At 69.5% G+C, this 16,080-nt stretch carries 10 protein-coding genes; 7 read left to right on the top strand and 3 right to left on the bottom strand.

The window, feature by feature from the left end:
- Nucleotides 1-33: 33 nt before the first annotated feature.
- A complete protein-coding gene (locus MYSTI_RS02530) occupies nucleotides 34-495 on the bottom strand; it encodes a response regulator (RefSeq protein WP_015346124.1) in 462 nt (153 codons plus the stop codon).
- Nucleotides 496-769: 274 nt separating this feature from the next.
- Complete coding sequence (locus MYSTI_RS02525) at nucleotides 770-2,449, bottom strand: carboxypeptidase-like regulatory domain-containing protein (RefSeq protein WP_015346123.1); 1,680 nt, start codon at nucleotides 2,447-2,449, stop codon at nucleotides 770-772.
- Between the two features lie 263 nt (nucleotides 2,450-2,712).
- On the opposite strand from MYSTI_RS02525, the gene MYSTI_RS02520 reads away from it, so the two are divergent.
- Together MYSTI_RS02520 and MYSTI_RS02515 are read left to right on the top strand one after the other, a co-directional pair.
- The gene (locus tag MYSTI_RS02520; protein WP_015346122.1) at nucleotides 2,713-3,156 is read left to right on the top strand and encodes an HIT family protein; all 444 of its coding nucleotides are present in this window, start codon (nucleotides 2,713-2,715) and stop codon (nucleotides 3,154-3,156) included.
- Between the two features lie 62 nt (nucleotides 3,157-3,218).
- The gene (locus MYSTI_RS02515) at nucleotides 3,219-7,661 is read left to right on the top strand and encodes an AAA domain-containing protein (protein WP_015346121.1); all 4,443 of its coding nucleotides are present in this window, start codon (nucleotides 3,219-3,221) and stop codon (nucleotides 7,659-7,661) included.
- Between the two features lie 9 nt (nucleotides 7,662-7,670).
- On the opposite strand, the gene MYSTI_RS02510 is transcribed toward MYSTI_RS02515, so the two are convergent.
- Nucleotides 7,671-8,306 (bottom strand): Uma2 family endonuclease, encoded by a 636-nt coding sequence (locus tag MYSTI_RS02510; RefSeq protein ID WP_044278392.1) that lies wholly within the window; start codon nucleotides 8,304-8,306, stop codon nucleotides 7,671-7,673.
- Between the two features lie 137 nt (nucleotides 8,307-8,443).
- Between MYSTI_RS02510 and MYSTI_RS02505 the strand changes: the two genes are divergently transcribed.
- From MYSTI_RS02505 to MYSTI_RS02485, 5 genes are all read left to right on the top strand, one after another.
- The gene (locus tag MYSTI_RS02505) at nucleotides 8,444-11,287 is read left to right on the top strand and encodes a TonB-dependent receptor domain-containing protein (RefSeq protein WP_015346119.1); all 2,844 of its coding nucleotides are present in this window, start codon (nucleotides 8,444-8,446) and stop codon (nucleotides 11,285-11,287) included.
- Between the two features lie 3 nt (nucleotides 11,288-11,290).
- The gene (locus MYSTI_RS02500) at nucleotides 11,291-11,740 is read left to right on the top strand and encodes a GNAT family N-acetyltransferase (protein ID WP_015346118.1); all 450 of its coding nucleotides are present in this window, start codon (nucleotides 11,291-11,293) and stop codon (nucleotides 11,738-11,740) included.
- Nucleotides 11,741-11,890: 150 nt separating this feature from the next.
- Entirely contained in the window at nucleotides 11,891-13,093 is a 1,203-nt protein-coding gene (locus MYSTI_RS02495; RefSeq protein WP_015346117.1) for an NAD(P)H-dependent flavin oxidoreductase, read from the top strand.
- Between the two features lie 96 nt (nucleotides 13,094-13,189).
- Nucleotides 13,190-13,600, top strand: a complete 411-nt coding sequence (locus MYSTI_RS02490) for a hypothetical protein (protein ID WP_015346116.1) — start codon at nucleotides 13,190-13,192, stop codon at nucleotides 13,598-13,600.
- A 112-nt stretch (nucleotides 13,601-13,712) separates the two neighbouring features.
- Nucleotides 13,713-16,028, top strand: coding sequence for a hypothetical protein (locus tag MYSTI_RS02485; RefSeq protein ID WP_015346115.1), 2,316 nt, complete (start codon nucleotides 13,713-13,715; stop codon nucleotides 16,026-16,028).
- The last annotated feature ends 52 nt before the right edge of the window (nucleotides 16,029-16,080 follow it).

Raw genomic sequence — 16,080 nt, 5'->3', positions numbered from 1 at the left:
CAGCCCTTCCCGCGCTGCCAGCCATACACTTATTCACTCCTTCACGAAGTTCCTGCTCGACTTGAGCATGTTTCGAATCTTGCTCTCGAGGTCCTGGGGCAAGCACGGCTTGGCGACAAACTCATCCGCGCCGGCCTCCTTCGCGTTCTCCGCATTTCCAGCGAGGACATGTCCCGTCAGCGCCATGACGGGAATGTCCCGGGTCCGGGAGTCTTGCTTGATGCGCCGCGTCGCTTCCCAACCGTCCAAGATGGGCAGCGACAGGTCCATCAGGATGATGTCCGGGGTGCCCTCCTGAGCCTTCTGGACCGCCTCCAGGCCATCACGCGCGGTGACCACGTCGAAGCCGACGAACTCCAGGTACTCGGCATACATCTCGCGGGCATCGTCGAAATCATCCACGACGAGGACTCGAGCACGGTCACCCGCCTCTGCTCGAGCGGGGGTCGCCAGGGCCTGGGCTTCATCAACTGAGTTGGCTGTTCTCTTCTTCATAGAACAGGCGCCTCACATGTGAGGAAACAGAGGCAGCCAATCTATGCATGCGGCTGCTCTTCTGCCCACTCCTAGGCCACCTCTGGCATGAGTCTCCATGGGCTTGATGTGTCCCATGGCACACATTCCTCGGCTGTCGTTCTGAAGCCGCCACCCGTGCGCCCTGTTGGTGGAGAGCCCAGAAACAGCAACGCCCCCGTGGGGCATCCCACGGAGGCATTGTCTTGATTCAGAAACGCGGTATCAACAATCGCGTCAGCTGACGGTAACGCCCCTACGGAGCAGGGGGAGGAGGAGTCGGGGCCGGCTGAATCAGAACCCCATTGTGAGCAAGGTCGCCAACAATGGCCTGCCCCCAGATGCTCTCGTAGGAACCCGCGACGCCTTGAACCCCCAGCTTCGAGAAGGCCACCATGATCCGAACCGTGGCGGGCGCCAGGTTGAGGGAAACGGTGGGACCGCCAGGAACTGACTGGTAGGCGAACACGTATCGCGAGCTGATGCTGGACGTGCTGAACGGGAAGACAGGTTGCTCAGGGTTGACCACGCGCGTCGCGTAGGGCTCCTCTGGCTCGGCCATGTACAGCGGAAACCCAGGTGAGGGGTGGCCAATCTCGCCCGGCGCGTTTCCAGAAAGCCCGTCGCCGTTGAGGTCGCCGAAGTAGACAAGGGCGCTTCCGCTGGGAGGAAGCAGGGGGGCACTGAAGCTGATGTATACCAGCTCACCCGGATTGAGCTGCTGAGAGGCAGGTGCCGCCACCGAGGTCTCTTGGTAGCGGGCCTCAGCGATGGTGATGGGGGTCACCGTGCCCGCATCACCTCCGAAGAAGAAGCCCTTGCTCGAGTAGACATCACCCGTCTCCGAAGAAACGGCGCGCAGGTCGATATTGTACTCCTTCCCGACCTGGACGACGCCATTGCCAGGCGTGATGGTTGCACTGTAGCCACCATTGCCCAGGGCCACCGTGACCGGCAGCGACTCCTTGAAATACTCATCCGTCAGGCGCGCCATCAGCGAGCTCTGCTGAACAGGCTGGTTGAAGTACAGATAGATGGGCTCACCAGGGCGCACCATGTTGCGGAGCGGCTCGGTGTTGGTCGCGGCCCGCAGGGTCGCCACGTTGGAGGATTCGACCACCAGCGCCGCGCCCGTCGGCCGCGAGGCCGGCAGGTTGAGGATTCGCGTGGTGCCCTGGGCAATCACTTCCGACGCCGTGTACGACGCGACGTAGCCGTTGCTCTCCGGCACGCCGTCACCGTTGGAGTCCACCGAGGACACCCACAGGCGGTAGCGGCTCGTCACGTTGCCCGTGTAGCGCACCATCTCGTGCGCGTTGGGGATGTTCTGGAACACCAGCGCGCCCTGCTCGTCGGACGTCGCCTCGACCGTCACCGTGCTCACGATGCTCAGGTTGACGTCGTTGTTGTCCAACGTGATGTTGCCCGCCGGATTGGCCTCGAGCGTCGCGCGGACGTTCGCGGCGGGACGGCCCTGCGGGGTCACCAGCAGGAAGCGCAGCGAGCCGTCCAGACGCGTCAGCGTCACGGGACCAAAGCTCACGTTGGCGTTGTTGAGGGGCACATTGCCCGCCTCGCCAGGAATCGTCGCCGTCGCGCGCAGCGTCGCGTAGCCCGACTTCCCGAACGTCAACAGCACCTGGGAGCCGGCCGGGACGTCCTTGAACGTGAAGTTGCCCTTGGCGTCCGTCGTCGCCGAGAGCGGCGTCGCCGAGCTGCCGATGGTGACCTCCACCGTCGCCTCGGTCAGCGGCTTGAGGTCTGACGTCAGCACCTGGCCCGAGATGGTCCCCTTCGGCGTCGCCGGCGTCACCACCGTGACGTTATCGGGCTCACGCACACCGTCGGCGATTCCATCGCCGTTCTCGTCCTTGAAATCGTCCCCGCACCCCAGCGCCAGGAACGGCACCACGGCCATAACCAGATGCTTCTTCATCTTCCCCACCTTGAAAAGAATTGCTTGGGCTCTCACGCCCCAACACGTGAATGAGCGTTGGCGGACACTCTCCGACACTGCCCCTTCACGTCAAGCAGACGACAGTCTCCTGAACGCCCCTCTCGGGACCCCTTCGGGACTTCGTCGATCACAAAACATCCTCCCATAGTCTGACAATGCCGAGGGTCCACCGAGACCCTCCCGGGTCAATCCCCCTTGCGACCACCGCGCTCGCGCACGACTCGGCTGGTACGGTGCGCGCCATGATGGATGTGAATGAGCCATGTCTCGGGTGTGCCATCGCGCGCGGCGAGCATCGCCCTGTGGGCGGAATCATCGCCCGGGCCCCTGGACTGGTTTTGCATGGAATCGCCGGCCCCAGCCCCGTGCCCGGCTGGGTCGTCATCTCGAGCGAGCAACATGCTCGCGCCTGGTACGACCTCGATGATGCCACCGCCCGCGAGCTGGGCGGCTTCGCCGCGCGGGTCATGCGCGCCCAACGCGAAGCCCTGGGCGCCGAGCACGCCTACGCCTTCGCCATCGGCGACGTGCTTCGTCACTGCCACCTGCACCTGGTGCCCCGCTACCGCGAGACCCCCCAGCGCCTGTGGGGCCGCGCCGTGTTCGACGCGCCCCCCGCCGACCACCTCCCAGCCGAGGCGCTGGAGGCCGCGGCACGCAAGCTCGCCGCCGCACTGTCGGACTGAGGCCCCTTCCCCGGGCCTCGTGATAGACCCGCCACCTCCCTCCTCTCGAGAGAGGTACCGCCGTGTCGTCCGAGTCCCGCAACCGCGTCCTCGAGAAGATGCTCGAGCGGCTCTATGCCGCGCTCGCGTCCGGACCGAGCCTCAACTGCCGCCCCCACCACAGCCGCCAGCGACTGGACCTCTCCACGCTGAGCCGCCTGGACGGCACCCCACCCCATGAGGTGCTGGCCTCCCTCCTCGGAGAGAAGGCCCAGGCCCGGCTCTCGGTGAAGCCTCCCGAGACCCTCAAGGCACCTCCTCGCGACGGCACGAGCGTCCCGCTGGACGACACCGTCTCCCTGGATGACACCGCGCCCTCGCTCACCTCGGAGGACACTCCGCCCCGGACCCGTGCCGAGGAGGAGCAACAGGCCCTGCTGCGCAAGCTCGCCGCCATCGTCGAGGACGCTCGCATCTTCGAGCAGGACACCGGTGCGCATGTCCTCCACGTCGGCTTCCCCTTGCTGCACCTGCCCCCGAGTCCCAAGGACAAGCGAGGCTTTGGCACCCGGCGAGTGCTCGCCCCCATCGCCTTCGTCCCCGTGCGCATCACCCTGAAGAAGGGGCGCGCGCCTTCCGTGGAGCTCGAAGGCGCCGAGGAAGGCGTGGACCGCGTCGCCCCGAACACCGCGCTGCTCGCCTGGTTGGAACAACAGACCGGCCAGCGCTTCAGCAACCTCTTCGCCGATGACACCGGCGCGGACCCGTGGCGAGAAGTCCAGGAGCTGGTGACCCTGGTCGCCAAGGCCCTGGAGCTACCCACCCCCGCCCCCTTCACCGCCGAGACACTCCTCTCCCCCGTCCCTCGCAACGACAACGACGACGGCGACACGCGGGCCTCCATCCTCCCCAGCGCCGTGCTCGGCCTGTATCCACTGTCCAACCAGAGCCTCGTGGACGACATGCGCGCCCTCGTGGACGGAGAGCCCATCTCCGGTCCCCTGGAGAGCTTCCTGCGCGTGGACGTGTCCCTCGGACAGTCCGCCCACTCCGGTGGCGGTGAACGGAACCTGGAGGGACTCAAGCGCGCCGCCGAGGAGCGCCTCGTCTCCATCGCCGACCCCTGCCAGGCCCGCGCGGTGCGACTGGCGCGCAGCAGCCGAGGACTCGTCATCCACGGCCCTCCCGGCACAGGGAAATCACAGACCATCGCCAACGCCATCGGCGACCACCTCGCGCGCGGAGAGCGCGTGCTGTTCGTCTGCGACAAGCGCACCGCGCTCGACGTCGTGAAACACCGGCTGGACCACATGGGTCTCGGCACCCTGTGCGCCGTCGTCCATGACGCCCAGCGGGACCAGCGTGACTTGTACATGGGCATCCGCGAGCAGCTCGACACGCTGCCCGAGGCCCGCACGAACGCCGCCATCACCAAGGAGCTCGCTCGCGTCGACGACGAACTCCAGACGCTCCACGACGAGCTCACCACCGCCGAGCGCGCCCTCTCCGAGCGCCCCGCCGGCGACACCGAGCCGTCCTTCCATGAGCTCGTCGGTCAATGGCTCTCGCTCGATGCGCCCGCCGAGCTCGCCCCCTCCACGGCATCTCTCGCCTCCGCGCGCCTGGCCGAGGTCACCCCTCGTGAGCGAGAGACTCGCGAGGTCCTGGAGCGCGCGCTCAAGGAGGGCTACCCGGACAATCCCTGGCGGGAGTCGCTGGGGGTGGACCTGTCCACCTATCTGGCCACACCCCTCGGCACATACCGCGAGCGGCTGAGCACCGCCGTCGACGCGGCCCGAGAGGCGGATGCCGTCGCCTCACCCGACATCCCCACCTTCGGCGCGGAACCCGAAGCCGAAGGCGCCGCACGGGCCACCTTCGCGGAGCAACTCGCCTCCGTGCTCGAGACAACGAGCCCCGAGTCCCTCGCGCGCTGGGGCTCGGCCTCCGTGGACTCCGTGCGGACCGCGAAGGCACAACTCGAGAGCCTCGCGCCGCAGGTGAAGGTGCTCTCCGAAGGGCCTCTCGACACGGAGCTCGCGCTGATTCACCGCGAGCAGCCCCAGGCCCTGGGCGCACTGTCCACCGCGCTCGCCGCGCTGAGCGCGTATCTGGGCATCGCCAGCAAGTGGTACGCCTTCTTCTGCTTCGCGCGGAAGGCAGGCGCTCGCAAGGTGCTCCAGCAGTTCGGCCTCACGCTGGGCGCACTCACCGCCGAGCGCGTCAGCCGCTTCCTCACGGGGGCTCGTGCACGCGCGCTCCTCGGTGAGTTCCACCGCTCCGCCCTGGTTCCTGGCGCCGCCTCGAACACGAGCCTCCCCGACGAGACGCTCTCCCGAGACTTGCGAGCCCATGGCGCCCTCTTCGAGTTGCTCGACACACTTCACGGCACACCCCTGCTCGCCTCGTGCCGCGAGGCCGTGCGCGCTGCCTTGATGGGTGACGCCGCCGCTCGCACCGCGCTGCTCTCGGGACTGCGCCAGTCTCCCACACGAGGCTCGGCGGTGGCTCGGCTGGAGAAGCAGCTCACGGCGACAGGACTGTTCTCCACGCCTTGGCTCGACCTGCGCTCACGCGAGCTGCGCGCCGGAGGGAAGCTGTCCCCGGTGGCGACCTCGCTCCAGTCGCGGCTGTCGACCGTGGAGGGGCTGCTGCGCATGCGCGTGCTGCTGTCCGGCATGCCCTCGGCGCTCGCCACGGCGGTGGAGGCACTGGCTCGACAAGGCGTGGATGTGGAGACGGGCTGGACGACGGTGCTCAAGTCCACGCTCGCCGCAGAGGTCTCCTCGCGCCTGCGTGAGAACCCCGCCCTCCAGCACATCGACGCGGACCGCACCCAGTCCACCCAGTCCCGCTACCGGGTGCTCGAGGAGAAGAAGCGCTCCCTGGTGCGCGACGCCATCCTCCACCGCTGGACGCAACGTCAGCGCGAGCGGCTGCTCGCGGGCACCGGAGGCCGGCTCAACAGCCAGGGCGCGGAGCTGCGCCGCCGCCTCATGCTCCGAGGCGAGCGCGCCATGCGCGTGCGTCAGGTCATCGCCACCGGACTGGAGCAGGAAGGCGGAGACCCGCTCTTCGACGCCCGGCCCGTGTGGATGGCCAGTCCGCAAACCGTGGCGCAGATCTTCCCGCGCCGCCCCATCTTCGACGTCGTCATCTTCGACGAGTCCTCCCAGTGCCGGCTCGAGGAAGCCTTGCCCGTCCTCACCCGCGCCCGCCGCGTCGTCATCGCGGGAGACCCGAAGCAGCTCCCTCCTACCCGCTTCTTCGAGTCCGCCGTCGTCCAGAGCCAGGAAGTGGAGTCAGACACGGAACAGGGTCTCTTCGAGGACCAGCAGTCGGAAGTCGAGGACCTGCTGTCCGCCGCGCTCAACCTGGACATCGACCAGTGCTACCTGGACGTCCACTACCGCTCGCAGAACGCGGACCTCATCGCCTTCAGCAACGAGCACTTCTACGACAAGCGGCTCCAGGCCATCCCCGCGCATCCCTCGCACCGGGCTCCCCACGCGCCCCTGAGCCTGAGGCCCGTGGGTGGCACCTATGAGAAGCGGGTGAATGTCATCGAGGCCCGCGCCGTGGGCCAGCTCGTGAAGGAGCTGCTCGCGCGCGCCGAGCCACCTTCCATCGGCATCGCCTGCTTCAACCTCTCGCAGCGAGACGCCATCACCGACGTCCTCGACGAGATGGCCGCCGAGGACTCCGCCTTCGCCACCCGGCTCGCCGCCGCGCGCACCCGCCGCGGCGCGGGCTCCTTCGAGGGCCTCTTCGTCAAGAACCTGGAGAACGTCCAGGGCGACGAGCGAGACCACCTCATCATCAGCACCACCTACGGCCCCGACCGCCAAGGTCGCTTCTACCGGCGCTTCGGCCCGCTCGGCAGCGCGGGCGGAGGACGGCGCCTCAACGTGCTCGTCACCCGCGCACGGCAGCAGGTGCACCTGGTCACCTCGATTCCCCGCGACGTGTACACGGCCCTGCCTCCCGTGGAGTCCGGACGTCAGCCCAACGGCGGCTGGCTCCTCTTCGCCTATCTCCAGTTCGCCGAGAACCTCGCGCAGCTCCACGCCGAAGCCACGCGCGAGCCGAGCGCGCAGATTCAACCCACCTCCCGAGAGGTCATCGTCCGCGAGCGGGAGACCGAGGCGGGCTCCACGTTCGCCCGCGCGCTGGCCCAGCACCTCGCTCAGCGGCACCAGCTCTCGTCCGATGTCCACTGGGGCAACGACGGGTTCTGCGTGGACATCGCCCTGCAACACCCCACCTCCCCCGGTGACGTCACCGTGGGCCTGCTGTGCGACGGCACTCGCTACCCGAAGGCCGTGGACCGCGTGGAGTGGGACCTGTTCCGCTCCGCCGTGCTGGAGGGACAGGGCTGGAAGCTCGTGCGCCTCTGGACGCCCCACTTCTTCAGGGACCCGGAGGGCGCCACCACCCAGGTCCTCCAGACGGTGGGAGACCTGCTCATGCGTCAGGCAGCGCCTCCTCAGGACACGGACGCATCCAAGCCACGCGTCATGCACTGACGGGGAGACTCAGGGCGTCTTCGGCGGTTGCTCTGACCACTGCCACAAGATGCCCAGCTCCAACTCCAGCACCTCGAACGGTTCGGCACGCACCCGCTCATCTCCACTGTACGTGCCGAGCTCCACCCAGTGCTGGCCCGACAAGCGCAGCACCTCCAAGGTCCTCGCCCTCGGGTCCACGAGCCAGAGGTGCTCGACCCCTTCCCGGGCGTAGATGCACTTCTTCTTCACCCGGTCGACAGCCGCGGTGGAAGGCGACAGCACTTCGCAGACCCAGTCCGGCGCCAGGGTGAAGTACGGCGCGTCCGACATCTCCGGAGTCATCCGCTCCCGGCGCCAGCCCGCCAGGTCAGGGACCAGGACGTCCTCGCCGAAGTGCAGCTCCGGCTCCATCAAGAGCTGCCACCCTCCCGGGCCCCCTCGGCCTCTCCCGAACGGACCGTAGAGCTCCCCAAACAAGTGGGCGTTGGCCCTCGCATGGGGGCTCGCCGGCCTCGGCATCACGATGAGTTCCCCGTCGATGATTTGCCCGACCACATGCTCTGGCAGTGCGAGCAGGTCCTCGTATGTCGCCGGGCGCTTCGGTCCCTCTCCCACGGCCTCGCTCCTCTCTACCCCGACGTTCCAACCCTCTGTCCCCAACATCCCGCCGCCTCCCGAAGTGGAACCCCACCCTCTACCGCGTGTCCACTTCTTCCTACCCCCAAGGTCTGACATGTGACGGCCCACCCAAAGGCCCCCATGGACCTACCATTCCAGAGAAGGAAGAATGTCACCGTCCCATGCTTCCTTTTCGCTCTGGCCTCCTCGTCCTGCTGCTTCTCCTCGTGTCCGCGCCCGCGTACGCGGACAACAACGCGGACGAGGCCGACATCGCCTTCGAGTTGGGCAATGACGCCTACGCCAAGGGCCAATACACGGAGGCCCTGCGCTCGTACTTCACGAGCTACCGGCTGGTGCCCAACCGCAACGTCCTCTTCAACATCGCCCGCTGCTTCGAGGCGCTGGGCAAGTTCAACGAGGCGTACCGCTACTACAACGACCTGTTGACCGAGGACCTGCCCACCGAGGACGCCGCGGAGGTCTCGCGCTCCCTGGACCGGCTGCGCCCCAAGGTCGCGCTCGTCAAGGTCACCACCGTGCCCAAGGGCGCGGACGTCTACGTGGACCGCATGGACCTGGGCAGCCGGGGCCGCTCACCGCAGACGCTCGCGCTGTCCCCGGGCCGTCACAAAATCATGGTGAAGAAGGACGGCTACCGTCCCACCGAGGCCACCATCACCCTGGCGCGCGGCAAGGAGACCGAGCAGACCTTCGACCTGTTCCTCATCACCGGCGGCGTGGAGCTCACCGGCACCCCCGAGGGCGCCGAGGTGCGCGACGCCCCCAACGGCCCCGTCATCACCCGCCTCCCCGGCCGCGCCCGCCTGCCTCCCGGCCAGCGCATCCTCTACGTGCGCGCCCCCGGCTACGCCCCCGGCCAGTACGTGGTGGACGTGCCCGCCGATGGCAACGTGCCGCTCGCGGTGTCGCTGCGTGTCCAGGACCGGCCCTCCGGCCGACTCGTCGTCACCGCCAACCGCGATGGCGCCACCGTGCGCGTGGACGGCAAGCCCGCGGGCTTCACCCCCACCGTCGTCACCCTCCCCGAAGGGGAGCACGAGCTGGAGGTCGAGAGCCGCGAGGTGCGCCCGCTGCGCCAGAAGGTCACCGTCGTCGCGGACGAAGAGGTGAAGGTCCACGCGGAGCTGCGCTACGCGCCCCCGCCCGTCCGCGCCGCGTCCAAGAACCTGGTCGCCGTCGACGACGCCCCCGCCTCCACCACCGTGCTCACCCAGGAGGAGCTGCGCGCGTTCGGCTGGCGCACCCTCGCCGAGGCGCTCTCCGGCGTGCGCGGCTTCTTCCTCACCGACGACCGCACGTACACCTATCTGGGCGTGCGCGGCTTCTCGCCCCCGGGCGACCTCAACACCCGCATCAGCATCCTCTGGGACGGCCACGCGATGAACGACGTGTGGGCCGGCCAGGGCTTCGCCGCGCACGACTTCAACGTGGACCTGCTCGAAATCGAGCGCATCGAAGTGGTGCGCGGCCCGGGCAGCTCGCTCTACGGCACCGGCGCCTTCTTCGCCGTCATCAACGTGGTTCCGCGCGAGTCCCTGGGACAGGACAAGCACCTGGAAGTCACGGGCGCGGTGGGCGCGCTGGGCACCACGCGCGCGCACGCCACCGCGTCCTGGGAGCAAGGCAACCGCTCCGTGCTGGTGAGCGCCGCGGCCCTCACGGCGTCCGGCGCGGACACCACCCGGCTGCTCACGGACCAGAACCAGGAGCACCTCGTGAAGGGCCTGGACTCGGAGCGCGCCGCCTCCGGCACGCTGCGCGCCCGCGTGGGTGACTTCTCCTTCCAGGGCCTCCTCAACGTCCGCACCAAGGAATTGCCCACGGCGCCCTACAACACCCTGCCCGGCACCGAGGGCAACAAGGTCAAGGACCTGCGCTTCTTCCTCGAGGCCCGCTACGAGCGCGAGTTCTCCGAGCGCTTCAGCCTCTCCGCGCGCAGCGCCTTCGACCTCAGCCGCTACGACGGCGTCTACGTGTACCCGGACTCGGCCGGTGGACCTCGGGAAGAGGGCGGTGACGCGGACTGGGTCAGCGGCGAGCTGCGCGCGCGCGTGGGCATCTTCAAGAACAACCGGCTCACGCTCGGCGTGGAGGCCCAGGGCCAGCTTCGCGTGTGGCAGACCGCCGGAAGGACGCCGCTGGAGACCAAGGCGCGCACGCTGCTGTCGGCCTACCTGCTCGATGAGTGGCAGCTCCACCCGCGCCTGAGCGTCTCCGCCGGCGTGCGCCTGGACAAGTACCTGGACCTGGACACCACGCCCATCACCCCGCGACTGGCCCTCATCGCCCGGCCCTACGACGCGGGCCTCACCAAGCTGGTCGCCGGCAACGCCTTCCGCGCCCCCAACGTCTACGAGCTGTTCTACGCCGACGGCATCACCCAGGCCGCGCCCGACAAGCTGGACCCGGAAACCATCACCACCTTCGAGCTGGAGCACTCGCACGACCTGACGGACGAGCTGCGCCTCACCGTGGCCGGCTACCACAACCGCATCTCCAAGCTGGTGCAGCTCGGCCCGGAGGCGTCTCCCTCCGGAGAGTGTGGCTCCGCGGCGTGCCTCGTCTTCGCCAATGACAGCGGCACCACGCTGGCCTGGGGCGCCGAGGCGGGCGTGCACTGGCAGCCCGGACGCTATCTGCTGGTGGACATGAGCTACTCCTACGTGAAGCTGCGCAATGCCTCGGACGACGTGGCCTCCGCCGCGCCCGCGCACCTGGTCTCCGGGCGCCTGCTGATGCCCATCGGCAACGGAGACATCCGCTTCGCGACCCAGGCCACCTACCAGAGCGCGCGGCCCACCGGAGCGGGCGGCGCCGACAGCGGCGAGGCCCTGCTCGTCGGCTTCGGCCTCTCCGGCGACTACGGCCCGTTGCGCTACTTCGCGGGCGTCCACAACCTGCTCGACGCCAACTACCGGATTCCCGTCTCGGACGAGAACTCCATCGCGCCGGTGCCCCAGTACGGCCGCACCTTCTCGCTCCAGCTCACCGGAACCTTCTGAGCGATGAGCACCGCCGACCTCGAGCTCTCCTTCATCCAGCCCGGCCACGCGCTCTACCCCGCGGAGCTGGAGCTGCGCTTCCGCGTGCTGCGCGAGCCGCTGGGCCACACCCGGGAGCAGGTGCTGTTTCCCTTCGAGGCGCAGAGCCTCCACCTGGTCGCCCACCGCGGCGAGCAGGCGCTGGGGTGTGTCCTCTTCCACCCCGAGGACCCCCACGGGGGACGCCTCTTCCAGATGGCCGTGACACCCCTGCTGCAGGGTCAGCGGCTGGGCGCGCGCCTGGTCCAGGCGCTGGAGACGGAGCTGCTCCGACGCGGCTTCACCCACGTCCACCTTCACGCCCGGCAGACGGTCGTCCCCTTCTACGAGCGGCTGGGCTATTCCGTGTACGCGGAGCCTTTCATGGACGTGGGACTTCCGCACCGGCACATGCGGAAGTCACTCGGGACGTAGGCCCGGGCCGGGTGCTCACCACCCGACACCGGCGCACGTCCAAGAGCACCCAGGCCGCCCATCGCTCTTCCGCCCCCTGACCTCAACGGAGGGGGGATGCTGGTAACCTTTCGCAAGAGGTCAGCGGGCCAGCGACATCGAGGAGACACGATGAACGGAACGAACGACGGACGCGCCGCGCCCCCTTCTCACTCCGCGGGCGACTCGGCTGCTCCGGGAGAGGGCGAGCTGGACGCAGAGGAGCCGCGTGCCCCACGGCGCCCTCCCATCCATGTCCTCGAGGACAACACCCTCCACACGCGCCTGACGCGAGAGCTGGGCGTGCACTACCCGTTCGTCAGCGCGGGCATGGCCTTCGTGGCGCTGCCGCCGCTGGTCATCGCCGTGTCGGAGGCGGGGGGCATCGGCATGCTGGGCTCCGCGCCCGAGCCCGCCCCCTTCCTGCGCGCGCGCCTCCACGCCATTCGCGAGGGGACGCAGCGGCCCTTCGGCGTGAACTTCATCGTCGAGCAGGCGCGAGCGGGCGACTTCACCACGCGCGAGCACATCGACACGTGCATCGCCGAGAAGGTCCCCGTGGTCGCCTTCCACTGGGGCCTGCCGCCCTCCGACTGGGTGAGGGACTTGAAGGCCGCGGGCACCAAGGTCTGGGTGCAGGCCAGCTCTGTGGAGTTCGCGCGCGACGCGCTGGCGTTGGGCGTGGATGGACTCATCGCCCAGGGCCGTCAGGCGGCCGGCCACAACCGAGGCACCCTCCCCACGCTCCAGCTCGTGCGGGAGCTGCGCGGCCTGACCGACACGTTGCCCATCCTGGCCGCCGGTGGCATCGCGGATGGCCTCAGCGCGGCGCGCGCGCTGTACCACGGCGCGGATGGCGTCTGGGTGGGCACTCGCATGGTCGCCTCCGTCGAGGCCTACGCGCACCCGGGCTACAAGCAGCGCGTGGTGGACGGCGACGCGCGGGACTCCGACTTCACCACGCTCTTCGGGCCCGAGTGGACGGGGGCCCGGCAGCGCGTGCTGCGCAACCGCGTGGTGCGCGAGTGGGCGGGCCGCGAGGCGCGCGCGCCGTCGAATCCCTCCGACTCCATCGGGACGACGCGGCTCTACCCCGGGCTCACGGGGGGAGACGCGCTCTACGCCCTGCCTCGCTTCAGCGCCTTCGTGCCCACGCCGGACACGAAGGGCGACCTGGAGGAGATGGCGCTGCCCGCCAGCGGCTCCAGCATGGCCCGCATCGAGAGCGTGCTGCCCGCGGGACAAATCGTGGTGGAGATGATGGAGGGCGCGCACCGGCTGCTCGCCAATCCCTACGAGCTGGAGACAGACACCGACGAGAACGACCGCTCCTGAGTCGAGCGGCCCAGCGCGCACCCCGTCCCGAATTCCTGGAATGGGGTGAAGTCTCCGAGGGAGTTGGAGTAGGAACCCACCCAGCGGATGGGCTCCATGACCATGACAACGACGCGGACGCGATGGCGGCGCGTGGCACTCTCGGGCTGGCTGGTGCTGGCGCTGTGCGGTGGCGTGGCGGTGGCTCGCGCGCTCGCGTCCGAGGTGCGCACCCCTTCCCGGAGGCTGTCCACCGAGGAGCGCCTCGTCCTGGGCCGGGCCGCCGCGCAGGCGGAGCCCCACTGGCGCAGGCGCTCCCTGCACTCGTTCCCGGGAGACTCCTGGTCCCAGGACGATGACTTCGGTGCCTCCGAGCGAGGCTGGGTGATGCAGGAGGCACGGCGGCGGGACGTGCCCGTGACGGAGGTGTTCGACGCCATCGACACCGAGCTGCGCGCCTCCGGCCCCGTCCTTCCTCCGCGCAAGGCCCACGCCAGTCCGTGCAAGCCCCGACCGTTCTACGACTGATGAACGGCGCGCGGGCCCGCGCGTCGGCGGGGCCCGGGCGCAGGGTCGCCCCTCCGCGACGACGGTCCGTCCCTCTTCCTTCCTTCGCCTCCCTCCGCGCTCCGGCCTCCGCATGAAGACCTCGACCCACGGACTGCTTCGCGCCGCCCACCGCGCCGCCTCGCTCACGGGGGTGCGCCTGGCCCTCTTCGGTGCGCTCGCGCTCGCCGCGTGCTGGCATTCCCTGTCGCAGGCGGGAGGACTGAATGACTTCCGCGACTCGCACCTGCTCGACTCCTACGAGGACGCGAGCACGCGCAGCGTGACGGACTACGGACAGCTTCCCCTGTGGAACCCGTGGTCCTGCGGTGGCCAGTACTCGATGGGCAGCCCCCAGACGCGCTCCTTCGCGCCCACCCTCGTCCTGTCCTCGCTCGTGGGCGCGCGACGCGCGGAGCCGCTGCTGCTGTGGACCTTCCTCGTGCTCGGCATGGAGGGCTTCTTCCGCTACGCCCGCCGACGCGTGGGCTCGGCGCTGGGCGCACTCGGTGGCGCGCCCCTCTTCGGGCTCATCAGCTTCACCGCGCTGTCCTGGTCCATCGGCTGGCTCAACTTCGCGGGCTTCCTCCTGCTGCCGTGGCTCCTGCACGGCACCTCGCTGGCCACACGCGGGAAGCTGTCCGGCGCGGCGATGGTTGGCGGCGTGTTCGCGCTGCTGCTCGGCTTCGGGGGCACGTACCCCGTTCCCATGTACGCGCTCTTCGTGGCGCTGGAGACGGGCCGCTCCCTCTCCACACTTCGCGGCACGACGCAGCGTCGCCGGGCGCTGGGGTCGCTGGCGCTCACCGCGGGCTTCACCCTGGCCGCGTGTGCGTTCCGACTCTGGCCGCTGGTGGAGACGATGCGCTCGGCGCCGCGCATCATGGCCGGCACTCCGGGCAAGCCCCTGGGCCTGCTCGTCGAGATGCTGCTCCAGCTCCCCGCGAGGAACGGCTACAGCGACCCGGGGAACTTCTACTTCGCCCCCGTGGCCCTGGTCCTCGTCCTCCCCGCGCTCGCCTTCGCCCGGCGCCGCGCCGCGTTCCCCGCCGTCGTCGCCGTGCTCTCCGCGTGGATGGCCGCGGGCTACACCGTCACGCCCTCGCTGTTCGCCGGCCTGCGCCAGCTCCCCATCTTCGGCGCGTTCCGCTACCCCGAGCGCTTCCTCATCCCCACCGCGTTCTTCCTCGCGGAGCTCGCCGCGCTCGGGCTCGCCGTGTTGCTCGCGCGCTCGTGGCGCGCCCCGGCGAGATGGACGTGGGCCGCGGTGGCCGCGTGCGCGGTGACGCTCGCGAGCTGGGGCCTGCACGTGCGCGCCTTCGACAACCTCACGCGCTGGGCGCAGATGATTCCCATGCCCGTCGAGAAGGAGCAGCCCTTCGCGCAGGCGCGCGGCAATCGCTGGTCGCAAGGACACCTGCTCGCGCTCAACCGAGGCTCCATCGCCTGCTTCGAGGCGTGGCCCGTCCCCATGTCCCCTCGGCTGCGCGGCGACCTGGGACAAGAGGAGTATCTCGAGGACCCGGGCTCCGGCACCGCGCGACGCGTGGAGTGGACTCCCAACCGCCTCACCATCGACGTGGACACCACGCGGCCCACCGTGCTGCTCGTGAACCAGAACTGGCACCCCGGCTGGAAGTCCGCGCAAGGCGAGGTCATCTCCCGAGACGGCCTGCTCGGAGTCCAGGTGCCCGCGGGCAAGCAGCAGGTGGTGCTGAGCTTCCGGCCTCGCTCGGGGCTGGGCGGCATGGGTGTGTCCGCGCTCGCGTGGGTCGCGCTGGGCTTCCTCGCGTGGCGTGAGCGCCGAGGACAGCCGCTGCCCACGCCCGCCGCGCTCGGCGTCACGGCCGTGCCGCTGGTGACGTGGGGCCTGCTCCTCGCGCTCTGGCCCGAGCCCGTGGCGCTGCCCCACCTCCGCAACGCGAACGGGACGCCCCTGACGGTGGCGCAGCTTCCACCCGAGGCGCACCCCGTCAACGCGCGCTTCGAGCTGCCCGTGGAGCTGGTCGCCTCCGAGATTCCCGTGGAGCCCGACGCCGAGGGCATCGCGTCCCTGGTGCTGTACTGGCGCGTGACGGGGCCGCTGCCTCGCTCCGTGGGCATCTTCGTGCACGTGGTCTCCGCCGAGGGCCTGCGCCTGGGCGCGGACCACGAGGTGGTGGGCGGCACCTGGTTCTTCTCCGAGGCGCCTCGGGACACCCTGCTGCGGGACGCCTTCTCCGTCTCCACGCGCGGCATGCCGCCCGGTGAGTGGAAGGTGCTCGTGGGCCTGTGGCACTCAGGGGGAGACCAGTCCCGCGTGGCGCCGCGCACGGCGGAGGTCCCCCTGCTTCCCGACGGTCGGGTGCCCGTGGGGGCGTTCACCGTTCCACGAAAGGTCCCCACCAACGAGTCTTCCGTGAACCCGTAGTCACGCGGCCCTCGCGCAGCGAGACGCACGGGCTCGATGGGGTTATGAAGCG

Origin of the sequence: Myxococcus stipitatus DSM 14675 (assembly GCF_000331735.1) — a bacterium.
Lineage (GTDB): Bacteria > Myxococcota > Myxococcia > Myxococcales > Myxococcaceae > Myxococcus > Myxococcus stipitatus.
The sequence above is the reverse complement of the archived record's forward strand: the minus strand, read 5'-3'. Positions and strand labels throughout refer to the sequence as shown.

What these genes read in the sequence shown, in the direction of transcription:
- MYSTI_RS02530 (WP_015346124.1), bottom strand. Translation starts at nt 495, where the DNA reads ATGAAGAAGAGAACAGCCAACTCAGTTGATGAAGCCCAGGCCCTGGCG.
- MYSTI_RS02525 (WP_015346123.1), bottom strand. Translation starts at nt 2,449, where the DNA reads ATGAAGAAGCATCTGGTTATGGCCGTGGTGCCGTTCCTGGCGCTGGGG.
- MYSTI_RS02520 (WP_015346122.1), top strand. Translation starts at nt 2,713, where the DNA reads ATGATGGATGTGAATGAGCCATGTCTCGGGTGTGCCATCGCGCGCGGC.
- MYSTI_RS02510 (WP_044278392.1), bottom strand. Translation starts at nt 8,306, where the DNA reads ATGTTGGGGACAGAGGGTTGGAACGTCGGGGTAGAGAGGAGCGAGGCC.
- MYSTI_RS02505 (WP_015346119.1), top strand. Translation starts at nt 8,444, where the DNA reads ATGCTTCCTTTTCGCTCTGGCCTCCTCGTCCTGCTGCTTCTCCTCGTG.
- MYSTI_RS02500 (WP_015346118.1), top strand. Translation starts at nt 11,291, where the DNA reads ATGAGCACCGCCGACCTCGAGCTCTCCTTCATCCAGCCCGGCCACGCG.
- MYSTI_RS02495 (WP_015346117.1), top strand. Translation starts at nt 11,891, where the DNA reads ATGAACGGAACGAACGACGGACGCGCCGCGCCCCCTTCTCACTCCGCG.
- MYSTI_RS02490 (WP_015346116.1), top strand. Translation starts at nt 13,190, where the DNA reads ATGACCATGACAACGACGCGGACGCGATGGCGGCGCGTGGCACTCTCG.
- MYSTI_RS02485 (WP_015346115.1), top strand. Translation starts at nt 13,713, where the DNA reads ATGAAGACCTCGACCCACGGACTGCTTCGCGCCGCCCACCGCGCCGCC.